Genomic DNA, 24,781 nt, shown 5'->3' with positions numbered 1-24,781 from the left:
TGTTATCTCATCGTATCGTAGATTTTTGCAACTTATGGCTGCTGAATCCGTGCCTTGATTCCCCTTGCCTGTAACAATTTCAAATGTTGTTGTACTTGCTCTTTAGTCTTAAAAGCACCCAAATAAACCAATTCTTTGTTGGGTGATAAATAAGCATCGGGAATTACTTGCCGTGCTGAGGCTAAAGCCGCGTCTTTATTATCTATCACTACATGATAGAACCCATCTGTTGCTGGTTTGATTTCTGCATCCGGCTTTGGTGAGGTTGCGATTGGGCTGGGCGAGGTTTTTGGCGGTGAAGTGGGAGGCAAATTTAGGGGAGGCAAAGGCTGTAGCATCGGTACTGGTGCTAAAGCGATCGGATTTGTCGGTTTTAGGGCTGTGTTGGGTTCAGGCAATGCCGCTTGTGGATTTGCGAGGTTTTGGGGAACGACTGGATTAGGTACTACTGCGAGGGTTGGTTGGACTTTGGGTTTTAAGCCAACTACATCATTAGGGTCTCTCACCTCAGGAAACTCTTTAGCAGCTAGATTGGGATACTTGGGTATAGATGTGCTTGGTGGCTGGCTCTGAGGTTGGATATTACTGCCAACTTCTTCAGTATTTTCTGGTGCAGAAGACGAGTTACCGTTAAACAAATTGGCTAAATTCCATTGTGACAAGCTTTTGGGATTGAACACTACATAACCCAAGGTAAGACTCGCCACCAAAAGCAGCAACATTGAGCCGATACCCAAAGGTGATAGCAGACTATCGCTAGAATTGCTGCTCGGTTTCTTAGTTTCTGGTTGTTCTTCTGTCAGACTTCGCAGCAGTGCTTCACTGGATTCCAAATAGTCATCTGGGTGCTTAGGGGTGTTATCTGGCTGTAAGAGATTTTCGCTCTTAGTATCTTTAACAACTGCTGGCACAATGCTGCTACTAAAGTTGGGCGGTGGTGGTGGAAGTTGAGTTTGTGTTCTAGCAGAATCTGAGGTGGAGGGCACATTGAAATTATTTAGTTCCTCAGTTTTTGCCGTAGCTAACGCTGGGTTTTTTTGAGGATTCGCAGCTACAGAAGATGCGGGTGGTACGTCAATTTTTGCCGTAGCTGGCGCTGGGGTTACCTGATGATTCACGGGTACAGATGCAGGCGGCACGTTGGTTTTGATTTCCGTTACTGATGACTGAGTTGTGCCCGATGTTGTAGAGATGGCATTCAACGGCTGGGGTTGACTGCTCATGTAACTTGCGACACGGGACTGTTTTGATGACACCAAACCAGTTCGCGTGCGTCGGTATCGAGCTAACTCTTGATCTAGCGGCACCTCTAAACTCGCTAGTGCTGCTGCTAGTGCTGGTTTCAACCCAGGTGTTTTAGATGATTGAGTACCGGAATCGTTCAGGGGGTTTTGAGTCATTGTCTCTGTGCCTCAAACGTAGACTGCTGAAATTAACTTTAGATATATTTGTGACAATAGTAGCGAAAATTATCTAAATAGATAGACTGGGCATAGGGGCAGGTAGGGTGCTGCTCTTCCAGAGGGGAAAACTCTTTTCCCTTGCTCCTCACTCAGCACTTTGAATGATGTCGTTGAAATCAATTAATGATATTTTAGGCGTTCTAGAAAAGCAGGCTAAATGGCAGAAGCAACCATTTCAACGCCTGCTCAAGTTTTGGCCAGAAGTTGTTGGCCCAGTAGTTGCCGCCAATACTCGACCATTATCGATTCAGCGCGATGTTTTGTTGGTAGCAACTTCTAGTGCTGCTTGGGCGCAAAACCTGACTTTTGGCCGCTCGTCTCTGCTTTTAAAGTTGAATAAAAACCTGCCAACACCTTTGGTTGATATTCGCTTCTCTACTGCTAACTGGCAGAATCCATCGGTGGAGAGAAAACAGCAACAAACGGTTTCGCCTCATGAGCATCCCAGTTACCTTGGTGATGAGATTAGCCGCCCTGATGTTACACCCACTAAGGATGTAAATGCTGCTTTTGGGCATTGGACAAAGATCATGCGATCGCGATCGCATGGCTTACCCCTTTGTCCCCAGTGTCAATCTCCCACCCCACCCGGCGAACTCCAGCGTTGGGAAGTCTGTTCTGTCTGTGCGGCTAAACAGTTTTGAAGGGAATCAGTCCTAACCTAAATTAAAAACTAAATAGTTTAGCGATTATTCGTTGAGCATAATTTATCCTAAAGTAACTTGTTACTGCTACACAAAATAGTTCTGATTCTTAAGAAAAAATGTATTTCACCGCTAAAATATGCCTAACGTGGTATCAAAGGCAGACAATTTATCTGAAATTATCTGCCTTAAGCTATCCTTAAGGAGGAAGTTAAAAGGCTAGAGAAATCAAAAGCTTTGGTTTTAGTCTTGATCCCTAATAAGTTTTAGCCAATATCTATAGGCAACCACTCTAAGCATTATTTAAAAATATAACAAGAATATAAAAATATCCTAAAGTTTATTTTTTCGTCGGGATCGCTGAAACCTATAGAAAACAATGGCTTTTTGGCTTTTATCCGTCTTTATATATAGAAGCAAAATATAAGGATGAAATTCAGCCGGAAACGGCACTAAAGATGAATCCAAATGAAACCCATTAAATTTTTAGCATCTGCCTGTAGATATTGCCGTCATTACCAGCCAGAGGGTCGCCGTGGCGGAACGTGCCAGCAATTGGGAGCACCAGTTCAAGCAACTTGGAAAGCTTGCTCTTTGGCGCTTCCACCTTTTGCACCTTCTTGGGAAACCTTGGAAGATGCTTGGAGTTTGCCAGATGCTGCCCCAGTTTTAACATCTTCTCACTCCTTAGCCTCAGATTTAGAAAATGCTGCTCTTGCCCCTGTAGAGGAAATAGCTGCCTCTGTATCTGAACAGGTAAAGAATAAAGCAGTGGTTATTTAGTCATCCATTATTACTGAACTGATTTTGTAGTTTGCTTAAGATAAGATTTGTTTTTAAGATTTTTAGTGCTGTAAACGTTGACATCTACAAAAATCGCACCCTTTAGTGAGGTGCGATTTTTGCAGTTTTAAGGTAACCAAGGAAAAGAGCGGAAATCTGGTGGCCGCTTTTCGAGAAACGCTTGTTTGCCCTCAGACCCCTCTTCTGTCATGTAATAGAGTAGGGTGGCATTGCCAGCGAGTTCTTGTAAACCAGCTTGTCCGTCACAATCAGCGTTGAATGCGGCTTTGAGACATCGAATTGCGATCGGACTTTTTTCTAAAATCTCCTGCGCCCATTGAATACCTTCCGCTTCTAGTTGTTCGACTGGGACGACACAATTAATTAAGCCCATTTCTAGGGCTTGTTGTGCATCATATTGGCGGCAGAGAAACCAAATTTCTCTAGCTTTTTTTTGCCCGACAATGCGGGCGAGATAGCTGGCTCCAAAACCACCGTCGAAACTGCCGACTTTCGGGCCAGTCTGTCCGAAAATGGCGTTATCGGCAGCGATGGTAAGGTCGCAAATTAAGTGTAGGACATGTCCACCACCGATCGCATATCCAGCTACTAAGGCAATTACCACTTTCGGCATGGAACGAATCAGGCGTTGTAAGTCCAACACATTCAAGCGAGGGATGCCAGTGTCATCCACATAACCCGCATGTCCCCGCACACTTTGATCGCCACCAGAACAGAAAGCATATTTGCCATCAGTGTGTGGGCCATAACCAGTAAATAAGACAACACCAATAGTAGTATCTTCACGAGCATTACAGAAAGCGTCATACAGCTCAAAGACTGTTTCAGGACGGAAAGCATTGCGTTTGTGGGGACGGTTGATGGTGATTTTCGCAATGCCATCAGTTTTTTGATACAGGATGTCTTCGTAGGTTTTGGCAGTTTGCCAGTTAATTTGCATTGGTATGGAGTGCGCTGTTGTGCTTGAGAATTTTATCGCGGACGCAGGGACATGCGATACCTGCGGTGGGCTACGCCTACGCTAAAATTCGTGTCGCCTTTACAATCTGGTAATTGTCTGGGTGTTGAGGAATAAAAATGCGACGTGACACCATCTTCTATAAATTATTTAAGCAATTTCCCGGTTTGCTATTTGAATTAGTAGATGAACCACCCCCAGAAGCGGAAAATTACCAGTTTGAATCAGTTGAGGTGAAAGAAACGGCGTTTCGGATTGATGGAGTGTTTTTACCTCCCGATAATGCAATTTCCAAAACCGTCTTTTTTGCAGAAGTGCAGTTTCAGAAGGACGAAGACTTATATCACCGCTTCTTTAACGAATTGTTTTTGTTTCTCTACCGCAACTCTATCCGTTACCATGACTGGTTTGGAGTCATAATTTTTGCTTCTCGCAGTCTTGAACCTTCTTCCTCTTCGATTCACCGCGCTTTGCTGGAAAGTGGTCAAGTCAGGCGGGTTTATCTGGATGAGTTGGGGGATTTGCGACAACAACCTTTGGGATTGGGTTTGATGTTGCTGACAAATGTTACTTCTGAAACGGAAGCAGTGGAAGGGGCGCGGTTTTTGCTACAACAAGCACGGCAACAATCGGAGCAAGCGATAATTGATTTAGTGACGACGATAATTGTCTACAAGTTTTCTACCTTAAGTCGAGAGGAGATTGCAGAAATGTTGGGACTGAATTTGGAAGAACCACGGGCGATTCGGGAAGCAAAGGAAGAAGGACGAGAGGAAGGAAAGATCGAAGGAAAGGTTGAAGGAAGAGAGGAAGGAAAGGTTGAAGGAGAAAGATCGCTCATCTTACGACTGTTAAACCGACGGGTGGGTGAGGTTCCTGAGCCGCTTCAGCGCCAGATTCAGGTGTTGTCGCTAGAACAGTTAGAAGCTTTAGGTGATGCTTTGTTGGATTTCTCTACTCTTGCTGATTTGGAAGGGTGGTTACAACGTCAACCAGGAGGGTAAGTTTTACCTCGTTTAACGTGGAATGTTGTGTACTGTATTGGCGTTAAGCAATAACTTAAATAAATGGGAATTTCGTTTATTTAATGCAACACGATAATAATACTCAATTAAGTCTTAACCTTTGGGGGCAATTTGCACTTACTTCAGATTTGCAGGTAGAGAAGCTTTCCGTTCCTGATGCAGAAATTATCCTCTACCCAAGCTATTTTACTGAAGAAGAAAGTCACGAAATACTCCAAAGGTTATTTATAGAAGTTAATTGGCGACAAGACAAGATCAAATGCTATGGGAAAGAGATAGACTTACCCAGGTTAACTGCCTGGTATGGCGACACTGGTAAATCCTATACATATTCAAACATTGCGATGAATCCAATACCTTGGACACCAGTGTTGTTGTTCATTAAGGATAAAGTTGAAGAGACAGCCCAAATCTCCTTTAATAGTGTTTTGCTTAATCTTTATCGTGATGGTAAAGACAGTATTTCTTGGCACTCTGATGATGAGCCAGAATTAGGTAAATATCCAATAATTTATTCTGTTAGTTTTGGAGGTGAAAGAAAACTAAAGTTCAGACATAAATTTAATAAAACTTTAGATAAATTAGAATTAAATTTAACTAACGGTAGCCTTTTAATTATGAAAGATAAAACACAGGAATATTGGCAGCATCAGATACCTAAAACTTCAAAACTTGTGACGCCCAGAATAAACCTAACTTTCAGAGTCATAAAATGAATCTTTTTTAGGCAAGGTTTAGCTTAGTATCAGAATAACTAAATCGCAATACCCCCTGCAAACTTTCTTAAATTATCCTGTCGCCACTTAGCATCTGCTTTACGATTTGTCTGCAACTCAAAAACTCGAATTCCTGTAGCTGGTAGCGGGTTTAATCTTTGCTGCAACTGCTGCCAAGAAGTAATCAATTCATGTTGCACATTATAAGTAGCGCATAACTGAGCAAAATCAATATCCTGGGGAGTGCCAAAAAACTCTTCAAATGGTGGATCAAATTTTGCAATGGGTAACATTTCAAAAATCCCACCGCCATTGTTGTTGATTAACACAATCGTCAAATGTCCGAAAAACTTATTGCGGATTAAAAAACCATTGGTGTCATGCAATAAAGCTAAATCTCCCGTTAACATCACACTACTTTGCTGGCGATGGGCAATTCCTAAAGCTGTGGATAATGTGCCATCTATGCCATTTGCACCCCGGTTAAAGTGCGATCGCACTCCTAAATTATTCGGTTTCCAGAAATATTCCACATCCCGCACAGGCATACTATTGGCAATAAACAGGGGCGTTCCTGGCGGTAAAATCTGAGAAATTAACCAAGCTGCTTTACTCTCAATGATTTCATCTATTTTCCCCATCGTCTCATCAACAGCTAACCTAACCTTAGTTTCCGCATCACACCATTGCTGCAAATAGTCTGAGGAGAAAGATAAATTTATCTCCTCTGCCTTTATGTCTTCTACAGATATTCGTAAATGCGTCGTTCTCCCGTGCAAAGGGTCGAGGTTTTGGTCACTAGGATCAATTACCCAGCGTCGCGGTTGGGTTGCATCTATCCAAGTACGCAGTTCTTTACTCGTAGGCATTTCACCCACCTGAATCACCATTTCGGGTGGTAACTGCTTTGCTAGTTGCTGATTTCGCAAAATCAGGTCATAAGTGGAAATTAAATAAGGATTAAGTTCGGCATAATTTCTCACTGGGGATAGTCCCTCAGCTAGCACGGGCCATTTGAGAGTTTGGGAAAGTTGCGCGATCGCTCTACAATACTCTTGTGGTTGCGACGGTTGGGCAACACCTGCGATAATGATGCCGCGATCGCATTCTTTCCATTCTTGGGGAATGGGGAATGGGGAATGAGGAATGGAGAATAGCGTGGTAGTTGTTATTCCTGCAAAAAAGTCTTCTGGTTGAAACTGCGATCGCAAATAACTTAAGTCAGTTCCATCAGGAACAGGTGCTAAGGGATCGCGAAAGGGAATATTCAAATGTACTGGCCCCTTTGTAGGAGTTTGCGCTCTTTCCCAGCTATGAATTACCGTTTGTCGCAGGTAAGCTAGCATTCCCAGATCGGCGGAGGGTAAGGCTAACTCTGTTTGCCAATTTGGGTAGTTTCCATATAATCTCAATTGATCCACAGTTTGCCCAGAGTGACAATCTCGCAATTCTGGTGGTCTATCGGTGGTCAATATCAACAATGGTACGCCACTATATGAGGCTTCAATTACTGCTGGATAAAAATTTGCTCCTGCTGTACCAGAGGTGCAAACAATTACCACAGGTCGTCCGGTTGCTTTAGCTTGTCCCAATGCAAAAAAGGCGGCGGAACGTTCATCAAGAATGGAAATCGCTTCAATCTCAGGTACTTGTTGAGCAAAGGCGATCGCTAATGGTGTAGAACGCGATCCAGGACAAATAATGGCACAAGTCAATCCCAACCGCTTTAGCGTCTCTGTTAAGATATAACCCCAAAGTTGATTAACATTCCTATAGGCGATCGGCATTAAATCAAACATAGCTATAAAACAATCTTAAATTTTAGATTTTGTCTAGGGAAATTCAATTTAAAATCCATCTGGGAAAGTTTGACAAATGCGGAGATGGAACCCAACACCGCCACGCGAGTTTGTGGGAAAGAAAATCTCCAAGCAAACTGACTCCACTTTCTACAAAATGCACAATTTGCTCTCAAACTTTTATGGACTGCATTCATTTAACAGGAATTCGCGGCTATGGCTACACTGGTTATCTGCCAGAAGAACAGGTTCTAGGACAATGGTTTGAGGTGGATGTGAAGTTATGGTTGGATATCTCCACAGCGGCCAAGACTGACGCGATCGAAGACACTTTAGATTATCGCAGCGTCATTAGCTTGATACAACATCTGATCAAAACGTCTAAGTTTGCTTTGGTGGAGAAATTGGTAGCAACAATCGCAGATTCTATTCTCCAAGAGTGCGATCGTGTAACAAAAGTCCAAGTCATTCTGAGTAAACCTGCTGCACCTATTCCAGACTTTGGCGGCAAAATTAGCATTGAACTTACTAAAAGTAAGTCCAATATCTAAAGTGTTTTTTCTATCCATAAGCTAGCAAAGAGAGGGGGTTTCCGTGGAGTGTGGAAGTATCTCACAAAGAGAATATTTTCTGCCATAGCCCCCAGCACCGGCTCATACCCAAAACACTAAAAAATCACGTGATCTGCTGATGAGCATTTAATTTGCATATTTTCAGAGCACAGGATTTGTGATTACTGATTAATCAAGAAGTGATAAATAGCTCTAGATAATACCATTTCACTCGCCATTCAAAATTTAAGACAGTTTCAGACGGCAATTTCGACCCCGACTGAGACAAAAAAAAATTGTAGACAAAGCGGTATTAAACTCTTTAATTGCAGATAATGTTTAATTTTTAGCAGTATTCTAGCAAATGGATACTATTATGTTACATACAACGCACTATATTAATTTTCTCAACTTAGATCAACGTAGGATGTTGTGATTTGTTCACAATTTATTCTTGATTAATTTTTGCATAAACACTATACTTAATATTTATTTTATTCAGAAAAATTATTGCTTTTTTGAAAATAACTTTTTGATTGCTAGTAATTACATGGTAATTTGATGCTGATGTTAATAACATGATATTAACTGCATAAGCTAATCATGATTAGCTTTTACAAACACAGAAATTATTACAGGTTAATAACATGAGGCTATTTAATCATTAGTCAGTATTTATATCAAGTAAGAAGACAGAGTAGTTAGAGATTGTTTATGATAAGATAATGAATTTTAGATCGAGTTGACACTGACAACAAAAATCTGAACCTTAGCAAACAGGTTGTTTTACCATGTTCGCCCGCAAAATCCTAGTTGTTGAGGATGAAAAAATCCTAGCTTCAAATATTAGAAAGAGTTTACAAAAATTAGGCTATTCTGTTTCAGAAACAACTAAGTCTGGTGAAGAAGCAATAAAAAAGGTAGCAGAAACTCTTCCACATTTAGTATTAATTGATATATGTCTAGCTGGGGAAATTGACGGTGTACACGTAGCCGATATTATCCAAAATCACTTCCATGTGCCTGTAGTATATCTAACAGACTGTTTGGAATATAAACCATTACATAAAAATCAACTAAGTGAGCCTTTTAGTTATATAGTTAAACCATTTATTGAAAGTGATTTACATTTTGCAATTGAAATGGCTTTGTACAAACATCAGAGCAAAAAAATATTATACGAAGAAAAACAGAGGCTGGCAGCAATTATTAACAGTATGGGCTGTGCAGTGATTGTGACCTATGCAAATGGTCGTATTGAAATGATGAATCCTACAGCAGAAATAATCACTGGTTGGAAGCAAAGTGAAGCGTTTGGTAAAGATTTAGTAGAAGTCGTTAACTTAGTTGATAAAGATGTAGGAGAAACAATTGAAAATTTAGCCACACATGTAATCGAAGCAGGTGAAATTTTGAATTTCCCAGAAAACAGTACACTGATTACCAAAGATGGCAAAGAAATAGCGATTGGAGATAATGTTGCACCCATCCGCGATCAAAATGGCAATATTACTGGCGCTGTTTTAGTTTTTCAAGACATCACCAAACGCAAGGAGACAGAGGCACAACTGATCCGTAATGCGTTTTATGATGGGCTGACAGCATTACCTAATCGTGTTTTATTTTTGGATCGGCTCAGACAAACAATTGAGCGTAGCAAACGCAGAAGCGATTATTATTTTGCAGTTTTATTTTTGGATTTAGATGGCTTTAAAGAGATTAACGATCGCTTTGGGCATGGAACAGGGGATGATTTTTTAGTAGCGATCGCTAGACGCTTAGAGTCGTGCTTACGCAGTGGCGATACTGTCGCACGATTTGGTGGTGACGAGTTTACTGTCCTTTTGGAAGATATTAAAGACATTACCGACGCTACCAATGTTGCTAAACGTATTCAAGACTCCTTGCAATTGCCAGTTAACCTAAATGGATATCAATTATCTACTACAGCTAGCATTGGTATTACTTGGAATTTTAGTAATTATGAGGAGCCTGCAACACTGCTACGGGATGCTGATATTGCTATGTACCGAGCTAAACGGGGTGGAAAAGCTACTTATGCCATATTTAGTTAATTAGTTTTTTCTGTTACCACTTCAATCAAATTACTCTGATTTTCTTGACAATTATCTGGAATTTTGATTTATAGCGATTTTTATATGGATGGAATATACTACTCTAGCCGCTACTAATGTGTATCCTACACAACCGAGGAGCTACATAAGTCTGTCATGGAAAAAACCGAAAAACAGAAAATGCTCGCAGGCGAATTATATCTAGCAGAAGATCCAGAATTGGCTGCCGAAAATAAGCGAGCTAGTCGTCTGTTGCGAAGCTACAATTCTACAACCGAAGAGCAGCAAGAGCAACGGCAGCAAATTTTGCAAGAATTATTTGGAAGAATAGGACACAAATCATCAATTGTGCCACCTTTTCACTGTGACTATGGCAGTAATATTTTCGCTGGCGACAGATTGTATATGAACTATGGCTGTGTAATTTTAGACTGCAATCCAGTTCATATTGGTGAAAATGTCTTATGCGCTCCTTATGTACAAATTTATACAGCTTATCACCCGACAGAGCCAGAAATTCGTCTTTCTGGGAGAGAATTAGCTGCCCCAATTAACATTGGTAATAATGTCTGGATTGGTGGCAGTGCAATTATTTGTCCCGGTGTAACTATTGGTGATAACACAACCATTGGTGCTGGCAGTGTAGTTGTCAAAGATATACCTGAGAATGTTGTCGCTGCGGGTAATCCTTGCCGCGTCATTCGATATTTATCCTAGAATTTAAAACTTATATCCTCTGGCAATCCAATAGAGCCAGTCTGCGATCGCTTCTTGAGTTTCGCTGTCAGCATCAATGGCTGCTATTTCAGATAACTTTGCAGAATATACATCATCATCCTTACCGTTAATATAAGCCACTTCTACAAACATATCTTTTAAGCACTCATCATCTGGGGCCATTCCCAGCACTTCGACTTGTTTCTCCTCGACAGAACCTGATTTGCGTCCCTTCTTAGTCCATTTAGCCACAAAGGGAAAATTCAGAACCTCTTCGAGGTAGTAGTACCAACCCATAGCCCGGTCTTCTTTGTCTTCAGCATCTACAATGATCTCTGTTTTAATACGATGTTCTCGGTTTTCGTCGAGTTCAACACTAGGCATAAGATAACGCTTTGCGTATAATGCATTTTGATAATACTACCAAAGTCACTCGCTTCGCTCGAATTAAAAATTCAAAATTTAAAATTCAAAATTCAATCCCACGACTTAAGCAGTAGGCTTGAAACAAGAACGCCTTGCGCCGCACTTCTCTGCGAGATGCTGCCGCGAACGTGCCTCTACGCTAACGCGCTATGCGTCTCGGAGCAATTCTTTTTTAAAGTAAGCTCTGTATCCCACAACTAAAGTTTCTAAGTAATTTTCCATTTTTAATTGTTTTGTCAAGACTTAAGAATAATTTTTCTAAAATATAGTTAAGTATATGTAAGCTCTACAAAAAACCGCCTGTCATTGACAAGCGGTTTTCTCGTTATTGCCCTCAGGGGGGAATTTATTTTTTGGCCCAAGATCCCAGGTTTTTCTTAGCGCTTTAGCGCGAAATTTCTTAGCGATTAAACAAGTCTCAAATCAGGATAATTTGCCAACACATCATCAGATGTCAAGGTATCATTTTCAGCTTGCGGAGTCCAAAGAACTTCAATTGCCAGAAGTTTCTCGCTGGGGATACTACCAATTTGTCGCAAAGCTTGACGCAAATCATCAGCACTGTTAATTGCTGTTGGAATTTCAAACTTACCTAATGTTGCCGCCAGCAAGGTGACAATGATGTATTCGCCAGGGCCTTCAGTAAATAGGCGGGTGGGGTTGTCGAGTTCAGCAGCCGGGGGTAAAGCATCTTTGGCAAGGGCTGCTCTTAGCTGGTTGTTGACGTTAGAAAGAGTTTCTTCGTTAAACTTGCTGCGTTCTGCCAGTGACAGCCGATTAAACTGACTTTCAGCTGAATTTAAACTGGCTTGTTGAGTTCCACCACCTGCATATACAAAGTATTCGGGATGGCGGAGTAAAGCTAGACTGGCTTCTTGCAGAATTTCTGCTCTCCCCTCTGGGGTGTTAGTATCAGCAGTTTCAGCAATGTGGTTGAGTTCATTTTGCAATTCGCGGGCTTGAGCTAACAAACCTACTTGCAAACGAGTTACAGAAACAGAGGGGTTGCTGCTGTATCCTACTTCTTCACTTTCACCGCTAGAGACGCGGCGGAAAGTTTGCACTAAGAAATTAGCGATCGCAAAGAAAATTAAGATGCTAAATAGACCACCAAATCCTCCTCCAATACCCCAGAAGGGAATTAGGAAGGGAAAGCCAAAGCCACCACCAAAACCACCACCAGGATAGTATCCGCCTCCGCCAGGAGGTGCATAGGTGCGCGGTGTATAGGTGCGGCTGGAAGGTGCTCTAAATGAGCCACCGCCGATCCGACCTCCACTGCGGGCCGCTAATGCTCCATCAGCGTGACTAAAAGCCAAAGTCAACACCAGTCCTAGGGCTAAGAAGGTTTTTAACAGCGGTTTGATGGTTTGTTGTAGTTTTTTACGCATAATACAATCGCTTGGAAAACTGAATTATTTATGAATTCTCCCCATGCTGGTAGGAGTGTTGCGATCTGTCGCTAACGCCAGCCCTTAATTAGTAAGCTTTGTAGCATTCACGTAGCATTCACTTTTAAAGGCTACATATTCAATTTACCGCGTCTCATCCTGGGTAGGTAGCGATCGCAGGGGGGATTTCTCGACTGGGGAACCGTACCTTAAGATATGTTTACAATTACAGAAAGGTGCGATTAGGTAATTATTGTTACTTCTTACACTAGTACTTCCAGGCTACAGTCTTGGATTATACAGATTATTTTAATTTTTAATGATTATTTTGACTAATTTTTTAATAATTACCCTACTTATTTGATCGCAAGGTGGGAGGATATTTTTAAATCATCACAGCATTTATTACATCTGGCGACTTTGGATTTACTTATACGTAGCAGGCTGGAAAGTCTCTGTGATGCTTATCAGTAAGAGCAGTCAGACACTAGATAGCTATCCCATATGTATCCAATTTTTTGGCATTTTGGCACAACATGCAAGAGGATTCAGGATATTCTATTGAACGTAGCTAAATTTCGTAATTTTCCCAACAGTTGTGCACTGAGAAATTTGGCTACAAGTGCTAATTTTTATTTATTGTTCATCATGCACAGAAATTCTCAATTAGTGAGAAATTTGTAGCAAAAATAAAATCAACACAATAAAAAAACAATCTTCTTGGCTAATCTTTTAAAATAGCCTTCCAATTTGTCTACCACATTCGTTTTAAAAGAAATAAAATAAGAATTATGGCTTTGAAACTAATCCTAATTGTAAATAAATTCAAATTATTTGAAGTAAAGTTATCAGCTTTATTATGGAACATATTTCTCAACTAACAGCCGAAATCAGAGACAAAGCTGCATACCCAGATATCCTAGTCATATCCCGGATATTCCTGCCGAAAGAAGCTGTAATTGGGGAATATATCTACAATCGCTGTCTCCAAGATCCAGAACGAGTTATTGTGCTGGCGGCTAGTTGCTCAGGAGATAAAGTATTTGATGAAGGTCAACAGTTTCCCGTGTATCGCTGGTTTTATCCTAGATACTGGCGTAGTGGCTGTGTGGGAAGTATCCTGAAGCCTTTGATAAATATTGTCTGCTCATTTGTCCTAGCAATCAAACTCTATTTTCGCTATCACTATCGTTATATAGAGTGGGGTCACGGCTATGACTTTCCTTCACTGTTACTATTGAGCTATCTGTTACCTATTCGCTTTTTTATCTATCTGCACGGCAATGATCTTCATTGTACTTTACACAATCCCGTGCTGCGATCGCTATTTAAATTAACACTCAAACGAGCCGAAGGTATTGTTTGTAACAGTTCTTATACACGAGACTATCTCAGAACTGCTTTCCGATTAGATACTCCTACCCACGTCATTAACCCAATAATCAGACCAGAAAAATTTGGTAATAATGTAGCGAGTCCCAGTAGCCTTGATGATTTACGTGTTCGCGTGCGTCAGGCGTACAATATTCCCGAAACAGCGATAGTTATTCTCTCAGTAGGGAAGCTAGTAAAACATAAAGGTTTCGACCAAATAATTGATAACATCCCACTATTGCTAACTTTTGGGGTCGATGTCCACTATATAATCTGCGGTCAAGGGCCAAGTGAATCGGAACTGAAATCTTTGGCGCATCGTTTGCGGGTAGATAAGCGCGTCCACTTTGTCGGGTATGTTCCAGAGCGAGAATTAGCAGGTTATTATGCAGCTTGTGACATATTTGCTATGCTGACGTTATTGGATACTAAGCCTAATAGTATGGAGGGTTTTGGTATGGTTTACTTAGAAGCAAGTTACTTCGGTAAGCCTGTAATTGCCCCTCGCTTAGGCGGTGTTCTAGACACAGTTCAGCATGAAGAAAATGGGATACTGGTTAATCCCAATTCTGGTTATGAAGTGTTTCAAGCTTTCAATCGGTTGTGCAAAGATCAGCAACTACGTGAACAACTCGGTCGCAAAGGTAAAGAATTAGCCAAGCGTAGAACCCTTCATCGGTCGCTGTACAAATCAGAGGGATGAAATAGCTTTGGAAACTAGCAAGATTGCAGTGTAGGATCTCGCTTGTGATTCTATTAATCTGCAATGAAAAATATCTTGTTTGGCATATCACAATTCCTTCGGCGTACTCACCGAACGCAACCTCTGATTTTCACAGCCATTGGATGTCTTGCTGTATTCAGTATGATTACCTTTGGGGGAATGTATGTTGTGGCTCAACCGGCTTCAACCTCATCTGAACGTCCTGCTGTTAAAACGCCCAATTTGGGGCGACACTTTCAAGAATTTGGGCGTGAAGGCTCTATCGTAATTTACGACTCAAAAAACAACCGCATCTATGAACATAATCCTCAACGTAATGCAACTGCGATCGCTCCAGCTTCGACATTCAAAATTTTTAACGCGCTGGTGGCACTAGAAATAGGTGTAGTCCCTGATGATGTGGCGGTTCTCACTTGGGATGGAATTCATCGAGAGATTGACGCTTGGAATCATGATACCAATTTGCGCCAAGCCTTTAAGGATTCAACTGTTTGGTTCTACCAAGTACTGGCACGTAGGGCTGGATATGAACGGATGCAGCAATTTATTAACAAAGTAGGCTACGGTAATCGTCAAATTGGCACCGCCGCAGACATTGATCGTTTTTGGTTACAACAGCCATTGCAAATTACACCCAAAGAGCAAATTAAGTTTTTGCAACGGTTGTATCAAGGCGATTTACCTTTCTCGCAACGGACAATAAATCTTGTCAAAGACATTATGGTACGTGAACAAACTCCAGACTACACACTGCGCGGAAAAACGGGATGGTTAACAAGTACAAAACCAGATGTTGGTTGGTTCGTGGGTTATTTAGAGCAAAACAAAAACGTCTACTTTTTTGCCACAACCCTTGATAGGCAAAAACCAGAAGATGCACCCGTCCGCATTGAGATTACACGACGCAGCCTTAAGGATTTAGGGTTGCTGGCTCAAATTAACTAACCACCACCAACAATAGTTACCACTTCTAAGCGATCGCCTGATTGCACTTTTGTTTGCGGCCAAAACTGGCGGTGTAAAATTTCGCCATTATATTCTACAGCAACCAAGCGCGGGTTAAAACCCAACTCTTGAAGCAAGTCGGGCAAAAGAGTTTGAAACGAACAGCTATGGGTTTCCCCATTTACCTGAATCGTAATCTCATTAGACATAATATGTGGGAACTGGGGACTGTGGACTAGGGAATGGACAAATGAAAAATGACTCTTTTAAGGTTCTGGTTTAATGCGATTGAGTTGGGAGAGCAAATATTGTGTTACTAGGGTAGGCTGTTCGGCTTGCATGAGCGATCGCACCACCGCCACACGTTCGGCTCCTGCATCGATCACATCATTGATATTATTGGCATCTATTCCCCCAATAGCAAACCAGGGAATTGAGCAATTTTTGGCAGCATAGCTGACATATTCTAAACCTGTGGCTGCTTTACCTACTTTCGTGGGAGTTTCATAAACTGGCCCCACGCCAATGTAATCTACACCTTCAGCAATTGCTGCTTGCATTTCTTCTTTATTCGTGGTAGAAAGACCTATCAGACGCTGCGAACCGAGTAATTGCCGAGCAACAGTAACAGGCATATCTTGTTGTCCTAGATGCACTCCATCTGCATCAACAGCTAAAGCTACATCGACGCGATCGTTAACAATGAACAAAGCACCGTAGATATGGCACAACTGCCGTAATTTTCTAGCTTGTTCCAGACGTAAAGAATCATCAGCGGTTTTGTCGCGGTATTGTAAGAGCGTTAATCCCCCTTTAAGTGCAGCTTCGACGTTGTTCAACAAAGTTTCATGTGGGGAAGTAACAAGATACAAACGCGATCGCCATAACAATTGATGGCGCTGATGACCCATTAAACTACTTTCTAGGGTATAAACCTGATAGCGCATCTGCTTGCAAGCTTTAGCCATAGTTGAGTGGTAAAGCTTGCCGTATTCTTCCAGCACCCGCAATGCTTCTTCTATACGACAAAAGTTCGCTTGCAACACCGATTTGATACTAGCTCGTTGTTCTTCCTGAGGATGGGTTAACTCAGTCCCAGGATCGCCTGGTGTATCTCGCGCCGCCCGCAATTCTGGGGTATGCCACTTAGCTACCTCTTGTCGCAGCCGCTTGCATTCAAGAGCCAACTGGGCATTATTTAACCCAAAGCGACACCATTCCTCGATAATTCGCAAGCCCTCACGAGCACGGTCTAAATTGGCATCTAAAATGCGGTAGACAACTTGTTGTATTTGCTCTTTTTGGCTGTATGGCTCGACCATTACAACAACCCCGTTAGTGCTTTCATCGGAATGTGAATTATCATATGTCCTAGTAACCATAAGTTAATTAATTTGCTTTTTTTTACTCAATTTTTGCAGAATACACGCAAAATAACGTAGTAGTGAGGGTTACGGGAAATTATCCCATGTTCCGAATGGCAGTGATAAGGGTAGTTTGAGGCTACAGTTTCGCACTAACGTTAGTCAAGTATTTTAGGGTAAACGACAAGCTGACAAAGGACTAGCTAGAGCGGATACACTCGAAAATCCACAATGGGCAAATTAAATTTGAGACTGCATGGATACTATTTAGAGAACATTTATAAAGTAAATCTTAACTTTGAAATAGAGCGCTTTCTCGCCCAAAATATCATCCGAGCCGATTGATTATTAAAGTTCACAGTATATAGCGGTTCCCACATAGGCAAAGTACAGAAAAAATAATTAACCACAGATGAACACAGATACTCTTAGGGACACGGCAATGCCGTGTCCCTACCTGTATACCTGATTCAAATGAGAATTGATATATATTGGCTCACTAATGGTCAACAAATTTTAGAGTGAGGGTATCTTGGTGTTCGGGTAGCGTGTCCTTTAGGACAAGGTATTGCTGAACAGGCACAATATCATTTATTACCCTGTATTAAAAATCGCCAATCAGTCAATATGTGAGTAATATTATCGACATAATACTTTCAGGGAGTATAAGAATTTATTGTTACTTCTAGGGAGTTGTGTTAAATATGATTCACTATCATATGTTTTATAAGTACCGTAGAGTAGATTTTATGCTTGCAAAGCTGAAGTTTCTGAAATCAGCAAGGCTGTTATTTTTTATTTTTTCAGTATTATCTTTTACTGTAGGCATGGGAGCGGCAAGTATGGCGTTCCTGGATAGCGCGTTAGCGGAGCTCGCCGTTAGCGTCCCTGAAAGAGAAGCCTCTCGTAGAGAAGGCATCGCTCAGATGCCATCGACACCAGATTCAGCACCTCTGAATGAGAAAACAAATTCTCAGAACGTGCTGTTTGTCAATCCAAAGGTTGGAAATGACAGCACAGGCAATGGCAGCGAATCCGCTCCTGTGAAAACGATTACCCAAGCGTTGCGATTAGCTAAGGCCAATACTGTAATTATCCTCTCCACGGGCACTTATAGCGCCGAGACAGGAGAAGAATTTCCCTTAATGCTGAAACCGGGTGTTTCAATTCAAGGCAACCCTAGCAATCAAGGTAAGGAGATTCTCATTCAGGGAGGCGGTGATTATCTGAGCCGGAGCTTTGCCGGTCAAAACGTAGCAATTGTTGGAGCAAACCAAGCCTTGCTCACTGGGGTGACGGTGACGAACCCAAACCGCCGTGGTTACGGTTTATGGATTGAATCTAGCAATCCGGTAGTCGCAGAAAATACATTTACTGGCAATACCCAAGATGGCATTTCTGTCTGTGGTGATGCTGCACCCACCATTAGTAAGAATTATTTTGATCGCAATGGAGCCAATGGCATTACAATCGCCGGTAACTCCAGGCCTCAAGTGCAGGAAAATGTCTTTCACCAAACGGGTTTTGGCATCAATATTGCCCAAAATGCCGCTCCTGTAGTCATAGGCAATCAAATTCAGAACAATAGATCGGGAATTGTTGTACAAGCAAATGCCCGCCCAATTTTACGGAATAATTCTATTCAAGATAATAAAGAAGATGGTTTAGTTGCGATCGCTCAAGCAATGCCAGATTTGGGTAATGCATCCGAACCTGGGGGTAATCAATTTCAAAATAATGCCCGCTACGACATTAACGCCAGCGCTTCCAAACAGGTAATTTCAGCTGCTGGTAATAACCTTGTGAGTAGTCGCATCACTGGTAAGGTAGATATCAACGGTACAACAGCACTAGCAACCCAAACTTCTCAACCCGCCCCTGTCCCCAACAATGTGTTACGAGAAATACCCCCAACTGGGGAAATCACCTTCTCGGCTCCCGAAATCTCTGAAACTACAAACGGGCAAACCAGTAACACCATTTCAGCAAATAATCCTGTTTCTGGGCAATTAAACAGTCAACTGCTGCCATTGTTGCCAGCCAATATACCACTTTCCGTGCCCAGATCCAATCAACAGCAAGCCACCTCTAAAGTTGCCGGTTTTCCTACTCCTAGCAGCTTGTCGGCTAGACAAATACCAACTAACGCTCAAGTTGCAACTCCCAGTCCAGCACAGCCACCTGATACACCACAGTTGAATTATGTGCAGATTGATCCTAATACGATTGAGTTTACTGCTCCTGAGTACCCATCCAATTCAGTAGCACAGCCACCAGTTCCAAGTATGAGGGATCAAACACAGCAGCCATTACCAATACTAGAAGCTTCTGGCCCAGGTGCTTCAGCACTTTTACCAGTTCCTAACAACAATATCCCCATTGGTAATACTCGCAATATACGAACAAGTTCTGCAAGTATTCCTTATGGTGGTAACTCTGCAACACAGTTTGGTGTACGTTATCGCGTGGTAGTTCCACTCTTCACTGATAGAGATCAAGATTTAGTGCGATTCCTTGCTCCTGATGCGTTTCCCACGGTTTGGCAAGGCCAAAGAGTTATGCAAGCAGGAGTATTTAACAGTGAATATAACGCTAAAGAAATGCTCAAAACACTTTATAGCAACGGTTTAAGAGCCATTATGGAGCCGTTGAATTAATCAGTTGATCAGCGCCAAAATGTTTGCCGCGCTTGCATTTTTAATTTTTAATTTTTAATTTTTAATTGCTTAAGCGTACCCTATCCTGGCTTGTGATCTAAACGGGTGGCTTGCTCTAGGGCAGCTTTTTCTCTAGCTCGGCGGGCATAGGGTTGTAATTGGGCGCGATCGCAACCTGTTAAAATAATCAGGTTTTCCAAGCTGATCCCCCGCATTAACATTTCTACACGCCAGGTTTGTTGTGCTTGTGCTATGGCTGGCGTTTGTCCTTGGGGAGTTAACAGTCCCTCACTCCATGCTTGCCAACGGATCTGAAGCTCTGATTCTGAGATTGGCTTGCCTGTTTCATTTAAAAACATGGCTGTTTGAGCATCTTTACGACTTTTCAGCCATTTGATTAGAGGATTATTAGTGAAAGAGCCGTAGCGTTTGCCCAGAATCCACTGATTCACAGGTACTTGACGGACAAATCCTGGAATCGTGATTTGCAAGAAGTGCCCTTGAGTATCGTATATTTGGTGCGATCGCTCCAAGCTAATTATTTCTGTGGCGGATAATCCAGCCCCAAATAACACATAAGCCAAGGCATAATCTCGTACTCCCCATTTTCTGGCTTGTTGCAGAATTTCGTGAACTAAACTAGCAGGCAAATCAGCTACTTCTGTGGTAATAAAACCTCCTTGTAAGGAGTTTATTGCTGATTCTGCTGAGGATGACATGGCTCCATGTAAAAATAACTCCACCAAATTTTCCAGAAAATCATCCCGATCTTCCCAAAGTTCGTGAAATTCGCTAGTGAACTCAATTACGGCATATCCCAAGATCATCCCATTTAGCAAACTGGCTAATTTTTCTGCCGGTAAGTAGGTATTTAAGTGCCCTTGCTGGATTACAGTAGCTAAATACTGAGCTACATAGCGGTTTGCCTCTGTTACTCCCCTGCCTAGTGCGCGGCGATTTTCTGCCGGGAATTGGTCGGCTTCACCCACCACAGACCGGACGAACTCTGGCACTCGTTCTAATGCATGTAAGCTATCACTTGCATAATCTTTAAGAGCTTGGTAGACATTGCCGGGAGGTGTTGCCCGCCGCACAAGCGACTCACCTAAATCCTTGAAGGCTGCGGACTCTTCTAGCACAGCCAAAAGCAGTCCATGCTTATTGCCAAAATTGCGGAATAGCGTCACTTCATTAACTTCGGCTTTTTCAGCAATTTGGCGGGTTGTGGTAGCGCTGACTCCCTGAGCAGAAAACAACTCAAGTGCAGCTTGAATCAGGCGTTGACGAGTAGGAATGAGTTGAGATGACATAGAAAAATGCAAGTGGCACTTGCACGGGTATCAGAGTTCTGCTAGCATAACAAATGTAAGTGATACTTGCTTTACTCTACTGTAACGGACTAGTATACAGGGCGGGTAAATCCCTGTGGGATTATGCCCAAGAAAAAGCAAATCGCTTTCTCATCCATCAACAGGAATTTTTATGACCGCAAATTTTGGGGCGATCGCTCCTGAGAGAGGCAACTCACCTCAACTCAGGTGGATAAATGTGGTATTTTTTGGTGTATTTCATGCCTTAGCACTTCTGGCTCCTTGGTTTTTCTCCTGGCCAGCATTAGGTTTGCTAGTGTTTCTGCATTGGTTATTCGGGAGCATTGGTATTTGCTTGGGATATCACCGATTACTGAGCCATAAGAGTTTCCAAGTTCCCAAGTGGTTAGAGTATGCGATCGCCCTCATTGGAGCGCTGGCTTTGCAAGGCGGGCCAATTTTTTGGGTAGGTGGACACCGCCAGCATCACGCCCACACGGAAGATATTGACCTAGACCCCTATTCTGCCCAAAAAGGATTTTGGTGGAGCCATATACTGTGGATTTTCTACCCACGTCCAGAATTTTTTGACTATGACACCTATAAAAAATATGCCCCTGACCTAGCAAGACAACCCTATTATCGCTGGCTAGATCGTTACTTCTTGCTGTTGCAAATACCCTTCGGGCTGCTGCTTTATGCTTTAGGAGGATGGTCTTTTGTGTTCTACGGAGTGTTTCTCAGATGTGTCTTACTTTGGCATTCAACCTGGTTTGTGAACTCAGCATCACACCTGTGGGGTTATCGCACCTTTGATGCCAATGATGGTGCTCGTAATCTTTGGTGGGTATCCATCGTAACTTATGGAGAAGGATGGCACAACAACCATCATACTTATCCCCACATGGCAAAATCTGGGTTGTCTTGGTGGGAGATTGATGTTACTTGGTGGAGCATCCTAGTTTTGCAGACTTTGGGTTTAGCCAAAAAAGTTGTCTCGCGTCCCCCTCAAGGTGCAAATCACGGCTAAATTGCAACTAAATTATCATGAATTTGTTATGCCGATTGCTTCCCGCAGTCGGCTTAATAAGCTATTGCTTGCATCTTTACATCATGATCAATACTTCTCGGTTTCGCCAGACGATTCTGCTAGCTATCATCACACTCAACCTCATTTCTACTTGGCTACACTACATAGACAATGCACTATTTTTGAGTCGATATCCTGGCCCCCAGTGGTTCACTTCTATTGGAGTAATTAGTACTGTGATTGTGATGACTCCAGTCGGATTGTTGGGATATTGGTTTTACACTAAAGGCGTGTTTTGGTTGGCGTACTTTTTATTAGCCTTATACTCAATCACCAGTATCTCCAGTCCAGTCCACTATCTCTTCCCGATGGTTGCACCCATATCTTTAAAAATGCATAGCCTAATTTGGTTGGATGGATTTATGGGGCTGTTACTGATAGTTTTTTTTGCTGTGGTCTAGTCTTGTATTGAAAGAGCAGCGTAGTACACCAACTGCAAATTGACATAACATAATATATATAATTATCGCTGAAATTTCCCTCATTTTGTTAAGTATAATTGAACAAAATCTGTTACTAGCTATTTCACGATAAAATCTAACGGTTTAAATCACCGCAATACATCAAGCGTCAAAACTGATAGTATTTTTTATCGCATTTTTCAAGAATTTCCTGGCATCTTGTTTGAATTAATTGGTAATCCATCCCAAATTGCAGAGGCTTATAAATTCTCCTCAATTGAAATTAAGCAAACTGCATTCCGTATAGATGGTGTTTTTATCCCAACACAAGGGGAAGAAAATCCGATTTACTTTGTTGAAGTCCAGTTTCAAACCGACACAGAAATTTATTCCCGCTTATTTTCAGAAATTTATTTATACTTACGCCAAAATAAACCTAAAAATTCTTGGCGAGGAGTAGTTATCTATCCCAATCGCAGCCTAGATACAGCAGATATCAAGAATTACAGTGAATTTTTCACTAGCCAGCGTATCAGTCGCGTTTATCTTAATGAATTAGGTGAAACTGCATCATTGCCAGTTGGAATTGCTACGATGAAATTAGTGGTGGATGAAGAGGAGACAGCAATTACAGCTGCTAGACAGTTAATAGACAGAACCCAGCAAGAAATTAACATTGAACCACAACGGCGGCAGTTACTAGAATTGATAGAGACAATTTTGGTTTACAAGTTTCCGGCGATGAGTCGAAAGGAGATTGAAGGTATGTTTGGGTTAAGTGATTTGAAACAAACACAAGTGTATCAAGAAGGTAAGCAAGAAGGAGCGCGTGAAGAAAAGTTTAGAATGATACCTTTGTTGTTGAGATTGGGATTGAGTTTTGAAGAAACAGCGAAAGAGTTAGGTTTGAGTCTAGAAGAGATTCAGCAAGAAGTGCAAAAACAGCCTCCAAGTCAGGATACGTAACCTACAATTAGCATTTATCACAGATACCTCTAAATATTCCTGCTATTTTCCATTCCCATTAATTTTTAATTATTTCTATGATTTCGCTCTCTCCCATTCTCCAAGCTAGACTTTCGCAACCCTTAAAAATTGGCTCCTTCGAGGTAAAAAGTCGGGTTCTCCAGTCGCCTCTATCTGGGGTGACAGATATGGTGTTTCGTCGTCTCGTGCGTCGCTATGCGCCAGATTCGATGATGTATACCGAAATGGTCAATGCTACAGGGTTGCATTATGTCAAGGAGCTACCCATAATCATGGAGGTAGACCCTAACGAACGCCCAATTAGCATTCAATTATTTGATTGCCGTCCAGATTTCCTAGCAGAAGCAGCAATAAAGGCAGTTGCAGAAGGTGCTGATACTGTTGATATTAATATGGGTTGTCCCGTAAATAAAATTACTAAAAACGGTGGTGGTTCTTCGTTGTTGCGGCAACCAGAAGTAGCAGAGGCAATTGTACGGGAAGTGGTAAAAGCTGTTGATGTACCTGTGACAGTAAAAACCCGTATTGGCTGGAATGACAACGAAATTACTATTCTCGACTTTGCCAAGCGGATGGAAGATGCAGGGGCAAAAATGATCACAGTCCACGGACGCACCCGCGCCCAAGGATACAATGGCAATGCCCGTTGGGAATGGATTACCCGTGTGAAAGAAGTGCTTTCTATCCCAGTGATTGGGAACGGAGATATTTTTTCCGTTGAAGCGGCGGTGAAATGTTTAGAACAAACTGGCGCTGATGGTGTGATGTGTTCTCGTGGGACTTTGGGTTATCCGTTTTTGGTGGGAGAAATTGATCACTTCCTGAAAACTGGGGAGATATTACCGACACCAACCCCGATTCAGCGCTTGGAATGTGCAAGAGATCATTTACAAGCCTTGTGGGAATATAAAGGCGATCGCGGTGTGCGTCAAGCCCGTAAGCACATGACTTGGTATGCTAAAGGTTTCGTTGGTGCTGCCGAACTCCGAGGACAGCTAAGTTTAGTTGAAAAAGTAGATCAGGGTTTGGCAATGATTGACCAAGCAATTGAAAAATTGGCTAATGGTTATGAACTACAAGAAGAAGCAGAAGGTAGTTTGGTGATGCTTTAAAAAATTGATATTACCACTGCCTTGATGTAGCATTAAAATCTGCAATGGCCGATTGATAAAGTAGGGGCACGGCAGTGCCCATGGGTGTCAACTTAACGTGAAACCCTTGTAATGACGTGATATTCAGTTCTCTGGCTTCTTATCACCATCCGCGTCACCCCACCCTAACCCTCTGACAGGTGTAGGTTTTTTACACAGGTGTGAGTATTCATTAGTATTGCTGTAAAGATAGGTATGAAACCAGGGTC

General features: G+C 42.1%; 22 protein-coding genes. 14 read left to right on the top strand and 8 right to left on the bottom strand.

Annotation, left to right across the window (positions count from 1 at the left end):
• Positions 1-32: 32 nt before the first annotated feature.
• Complete coding sequence (locus tag ACEYW6_RS24855) at positions 33-1,400, bottom strand: hypothetical protein (RefSeq protein WP_412981856.1); 1,368 nt, start codon at positions 1,398-1,400, stop codon at positions 33-35.
• Positions 1,401-1,567: 167 nt separating this feature from the next.
• Between ACEYW6_RS24855 and ACEYW6_RS24850 the strand changes: the two genes are divergently transcribed.
• Together ACEYW6_RS24850 and ACEYW6_RS24845 are read left to right on the top strand one after the other, a co-directional pair.
• Positions 1,568-2,107 (top strand): DUF721 domain-containing protein, encoded by a 540-nt coding sequence (locus ACEYW6_RS24850; protein ID WP_412981883.1) that lies wholly within the window; start codon positions 1,568-1,570, stop codon positions 2,105-2,107.
• A gap of 468 nt (positions 2,108-2,575) precedes the next feature.
• Positions 2,576-2,890, top strand: a complete 315-nt coding sequence (locus tag ACEYW6_RS24845; RefSeq protein ID WP_196513942.1) for a hypothetical protein — start codon at positions 2,576-2,578, stop codon at positions 2,888-2,890.
• Between the two features lie 127 nt (positions 2,891-3,017).
• Here the strand turns inward: ACEYW6_RS24845 and menB are convergent, their stop codons facing one another.
• The gene (gene menB / locus ACEYW6_RS24840; protein ID WP_163936219.1) at positions 3,018-3,851 is read right to left on the bottom strand and encodes a 1,4-dihydroxy-2-naphthoyl-CoA synthase; all 834 of its coding nucleotides are present in this window, start codon (positions 3,849-3,851) and stop codon (positions 3,018-3,020) included.
• A gap of 137 nt (positions 3,852-3,988) precedes the next feature.
• On the opposite strand from menB, the gene ACEYW6_RS24835 reads away from it, so the two are divergent.
• On the top strand, positions 3,989-4,873 hold the full coding sequence (locus ACEYW6_RS24835; RefSeq protein ID WP_412981855.1) for an Rpn family recombination-promoting nuclease/putative transposase: 885 nt from the start codon (positions 3,989-3,991) through the stop codon (positions 4,871-4,873).
• Between the two features lie 83 nt (positions 4,874-4,956).
• Positions 4,957-5,610 (top strand): alpha-ketoglutarate-dependent dioxygenase AlkB family protein, encoded by a 654-nt coding sequence (locus ACEYW6_RS24830; protein ID WP_412981854.1) that lies wholly within the window; start codon positions 4,957-4,959, stop codon positions 5,608-5,610.
• A 38-nt stretch (positions 5,611-5,648) separates the two neighbouring features.
• Here the strand turns inward: ACEYW6_RS24830 and menD are convergent, their stop codons facing one another.
• Positions 5,649-7,409: a 2-succinyl-5-enolpyruvyl-6-hydroxy-3-cyclohexene-1-carboxylic-acid synthase gene (menD, locus tag ACEYW6_RS24825; protein ID WP_412981853.1), complete on the bottom strand. Its 1,761-nt coding sequence runs from the start codon at positions 7,407-7,409 to the stop codon at positions 5,649-5,651.
• 182 nt (positions 7,410-7,591) lie between these two features.
• Between menD and folB the strand changes: the two genes are divergently transcribed.
• From folB to ACEYW6_RS24810, 3 genes are all read left to right on the top strand, one after another.
• A complete protein-coding gene (folB, locus tag ACEYW6_RS24820; protein WP_190898509.1) occupies positions 7,592-7,960 on the top strand; it encodes a dihydroneopterin aldolase in 369 nt (122 codons plus the stop codon).
• Between the two features lie 791 nt (positions 7,961-8,751).
• Positions 8,752-10,035 carry a diguanylate cyclase domain-containing protein gene (locus ACEYW6_RS24815; protein WP_412981852.1) on the top strand — a complete coding sequence of 428 codons (1,284 nt, stop codon included), beginning with the start codon at positions 8,752-8,754 and terminating at the stop codon, positions 10,033-10,035.
• 156 nt (positions 10,036-10,191) lie between these two features.
• Positions 10,192-10,752 carry a sugar O-acetyltransferase gene (locus ACEYW6_RS24810; protein ID WP_190898492.1) on the top strand — a complete coding sequence of 187 codons (561 nt, stop codon included), beginning with the start codon at positions 10,192-10,194 and terminating at the stop codon, positions 10,750-10,752.
• A gap of 3 nt (positions 10,753-10,755) precedes the next feature.
• Here ACEYW6_RS24810 and ACEYW6_RS24805 read toward each other — a convergent pair whose 3' ends face one another.
• Together ACEYW6_RS24805 and ACEYW6_RS24800 are read right to left on the bottom strand one after the other, a co-directional pair.
• Positions 10,756-11,136 (bottom strand): calcium-binding protein, encoded by a 381-nt coding sequence (locus ACEYW6_RS24805; protein WP_412981851.1) that lies wholly within the window; start codon positions 11,134-11,136, stop codon positions 10,756-10,758.
• Between the two features lie 449 nt (positions 11,137-11,585).
• The gene (locus ACEYW6_RS24800; RefSeq protein ID WP_412981850.1) at positions 11,586-12,569 is read right to left on the bottom strand and encodes a DUF1517 domain-containing protein; all 984 of its coding nucleotides are present in this window, start codon (positions 12,567-12,569) and stop codon (positions 11,586-11,588) included.
• Between the two features lie 859 nt (positions 12,570-13,428).
• On the opposite strand from ACEYW6_RS24800, the gene ACEYW6_RS24795 reads away from it, so the two are divergent.
• Entirely contained in the window at positions 13,429-14,646 is a 1,218-nt protein-coding gene (locus ACEYW6_RS24795; RefSeq protein ID WP_190898487.1) for a glycosyltransferase family 4 protein, read from the top strand.
• A 63-nt stretch (positions 14,647-14,709) separates the two neighbouring features.
• Positions 14,710-15,612 (top strand): class D beta-lactamase, encoded by a 903-nt coding sequence (gene blaOXA, locus ACEYW6_RS24790; RefSeq protein ID WP_412981849.1) that lies wholly within the window; start codon positions 14,710-14,712, stop codon positions 15,610-15,612.
• Here blaOXA and thiS read toward each other — a convergent pair.
• Together thiS and ACEYW6_RS24780 are read right to left on the bottom strand one after the other, a co-directional pair.
• A complete protein-coding gene (gene thiS, locus ACEYW6_RS24785) occupies positions 15,609-15,821 on the bottom strand; it encodes a sulfur carrier protein ThiS (RefSeq protein ID WP_190893000.1) in 213 nt (70 codons plus the stop codon). The genes blaOXA and thiS overlap by 4 nt on opposite strands.
• Positions 15,822-15,878: 57 nt before the next feature.
• Positions 15,879-16,934: a thiamine phosphate synthase gene (locus tag ACEYW6_RS24780; protein WP_412981848.1), complete on the bottom strand. Its 1,056-nt coding sequence runs from the start codon at positions 16,932-16,934 to the stop codon at positions 15,879-15,881.
• A gap of 791 nt (positions 16,935-17,725) precedes the next feature.
• Between ACEYW6_RS24780 and ACEYW6_RS24775 the strand changes: the two genes are divergently transcribed.
• Positions 17,726-19,633 carry a DUF1565 domain-containing protein gene (locus ACEYW6_RS24775; protein WP_412981847.1) on the top strand — a complete coding sequence of 636 codons (1,908 nt, stop codon included), beginning with the start codon at positions 17,726-17,728 and terminating at the stop codon, positions 19,631-19,633.
• Between the two features lie 80 nt (positions 19,634-19,713).
• Here ACEYW6_RS24775 and ACEYW6_RS24770 read toward each other — a convergent pair whose 3' ends face one another.
• Positions 19,714-20,943, bottom strand: coding sequence for a TetR family transcriptional regulator (locus ACEYW6_RS24770; RefSeq protein WP_412981846.1), 1,230 nt, complete (start codon positions 20,941-20,943; stop codon positions 19,714-19,716).
• A 172-nt stretch (positions 20,944-21,115) separates the two neighbouring features.
• Between ACEYW6_RS24770 and ACEYW6_RS24765 the strand changes: the two genes are divergently transcribed.
• The 4 genes from ACEYW6_RS24765 to dusB all read left to right on the top strand — a co-directional run bounded on the left by ACEYW6_RS24765 (position 21,116) and on the right by dusB (position 24,533).
• On the top strand, positions 21,116-21,973 hold the full coding sequence (locus ACEYW6_RS24765) for an acyl-CoA desaturase (RefSeq protein WP_190892989.1): 858 nt from the start codon (positions 21,116-21,118) through the stop codon (positions 21,971-21,973).
• Positions 21,974-22,056: 83 nt separating this feature from the next.
• Positions 22,057-22,434 (top strand): hypothetical protein, encoded by a 378-nt coding sequence (locus ACEYW6_RS24760; RefSeq protein WP_412981845.1) that lies wholly within the window; start codon positions 22,057-22,059, stop codon positions 22,432-22,434.
• 129 nt (positions 22,435-22,563) lie between these two features.
• Positions 22,564-23,400, top strand: a complete 837-nt coding sequence (locus ACEYW6_RS24755) for an Rpn family recombination-promoting nuclease/putative transposase (protein ID WP_412981882.1) — start codon at positions 22,564-22,566, stop codon at positions 23,398-23,400.
• 77 nt (positions 23,401-23,477) lie between these two features.
• The gene (dusB, locus tag ACEYW6_RS24750) at positions 23,478-24,533 is read left to right on the top strand and encodes a tRNA dihydrouridine synthase DusB (protein WP_412981844.1); all 1,056 of its coding nucleotides are present in this window, start codon (positions 23,478-23,480) and stop codon (positions 24,531-24,533) included.
• Positions 24,534-24,781 lie beyond the last annotated feature (248 nt).

The sequence above is a fragment of the Nostoc sp. UIC 10607 genome (genome assembly GCF_047228265.1).
In the GTDB taxonomy this organism is placed as follows: domain Bacteria; phylum Cyanobacteriota; class Cyanobacteriia; order Cyanobacteriales; family Nostocaceae; genus Nostoc; species Nostoc foliaceum_A.
The sequence above is the reverse complement of the archived record's forward strand: the minus strand, read 5'-3'. Positions and strand labels throughout refer to the sequence as shown.

Excerpts from the sequence above, each read along its gene's own strand:
- ACEYW6_RS24855 (WP_412981856.1), bottom strand. The coding sequence starts at position 1,400 with ATGACTCAAAACCCCCTGAACGATTCCGGTACTCAATCATCTAAAACA.
- ACEYW6_RS24850 (WP_412981883.1), top strand. The coding sequence starts at position 1,568 with ATGTCGTTGAAATCAATTAATGATATTTTAGGCGTTCTAGAAAAGCAG.
- ACEYW6_RS24845 (WP_196513942.1), top strand. The coding sequence starts at position 2,576 with ATGAAACCCATTAAATTTTTAGCATCTGCCTGTAGATATTGCCGTCAT.
- menB (WP_163936219.1), bottom strand. The coding sequence starts at position 3,851 with ATGCAAATTAACTGGCAAACTGCCAAAACCTACGAAGACATCCTGTAT.
- ACEYW6_RS24835 (WP_412981855.1), top strand. The coding sequence starts at position 3,989 with ATGCGACGTGACACCATCTTCTATAAATTATTTAAGCAATTTCCCGGT.
- ACEYW6_RS24830 (WP_412981854.1), top strand. The coding sequence starts at position 4,957 with ATGCAACACGATAATAATACTCAATTAAGTCTTAACCTTTGGGGGCAA.
- menD (WP_412981853.1), bottom strand. The coding sequence starts at position 7,409 with ATGTTTGATTTAATGCCGATCGCCTATAGGAATGTTAATCAACTTTGG.
- folB (WP_190898509.1), top strand. The coding sequence starts at position 7,592 with ATGGACTGCATTCATTTAACAGGAATTCGCGGCTATGGCTACACTGGT.
- ACEYW6_RS24815 (WP_412981852.1), top strand. The coding sequence starts at position 8,752 with ATGTTCGCCCGCAAAATCCTAGTTGTTGAGGATGAAAAAATCCTAGCT.
- ACEYW6_RS24810 (WP_190898492.1), top strand. The coding sequence starts at position 10,192 with ATGGAAAAAACCGAAAAACAGAAAATGCTCGCAGGCGAATTATATCTA.
- ACEYW6_RS24805 (WP_412981851.1), bottom strand. The coding sequence starts at position 11,136 with ATGCCTAGTGTTGAACTCGACGAAAACCGAGAACATCGTATTAAAACA.
- ACEYW6_RS24800 (WP_412981850.1), bottom strand. The coding sequence starts at position 12,569 with ATGCGTAAAAAACTACAACAAACCATCAAACCGCTGTTAAAAACCTTC.
- ACEYW6_RS24795 (WP_190898487.1), top strand. The coding sequence starts at position 13,429 with ATGGAACATATTTCTCAACTAACAGCCGAAATCAGAGACAAAGCTGCA.
- blaOXA (WP_412981849.1), top strand. The coding sequence starts at position 14,710 with ATGAAAAATATCTTGTTTGGCATATCACAATTCCTTCGGCGTACTCAC.
- thiS (WP_190893000.1), bottom strand. The coding sequence starts at position 15,821 with ATGTCTAATGAGATTACGATTCAGGTAAATGGGGAAACCCATAGCTGT.
- ACEYW6_RS24780 (WP_412981848.1), bottom strand. The coding sequence starts at position 16,934 with ATGGTCGAGCCATACAGCCAAAAAGAGCAAATACAACAAGTTGTCTAC.
- ACEYW6_RS24775 (WP_412981847.1), top strand. The coding sequence starts at position 17,726 with ATGCTTGCAAAGCTGAAGTTTCTGAAATCAGCAAGGCTGTTATTTTTT.
- ACEYW6_RS24770 (WP_412981846.1), bottom strand. The coding sequence starts at position 20,943 with ATGTCATCTCAACTCATTCCTACTCGTCAACGCCTGATTCAAGCTGCA.
- ACEYW6_RS24765 (WP_190892989.1), top strand. The coding sequence starts at position 21,116 with ATGACCGCAAATTTTGGGGCGATCGCTCCTGAGAGAGGCAACTCACCT.
- ACEYW6_RS24760 (WP_412981845.1), top strand. The coding sequence starts at position 22,057 with ATGATCAATACTTCTCGGTTTCGCCAGACGATTCTGCTAGCTATCATC.
- dusB (WP_412981844.1), top strand. The coding sequence starts at position 23,478 with ATGATTTCGCTCTCTCCCATTCTCCAAGCTAGACTTTCGCAACCCTTA.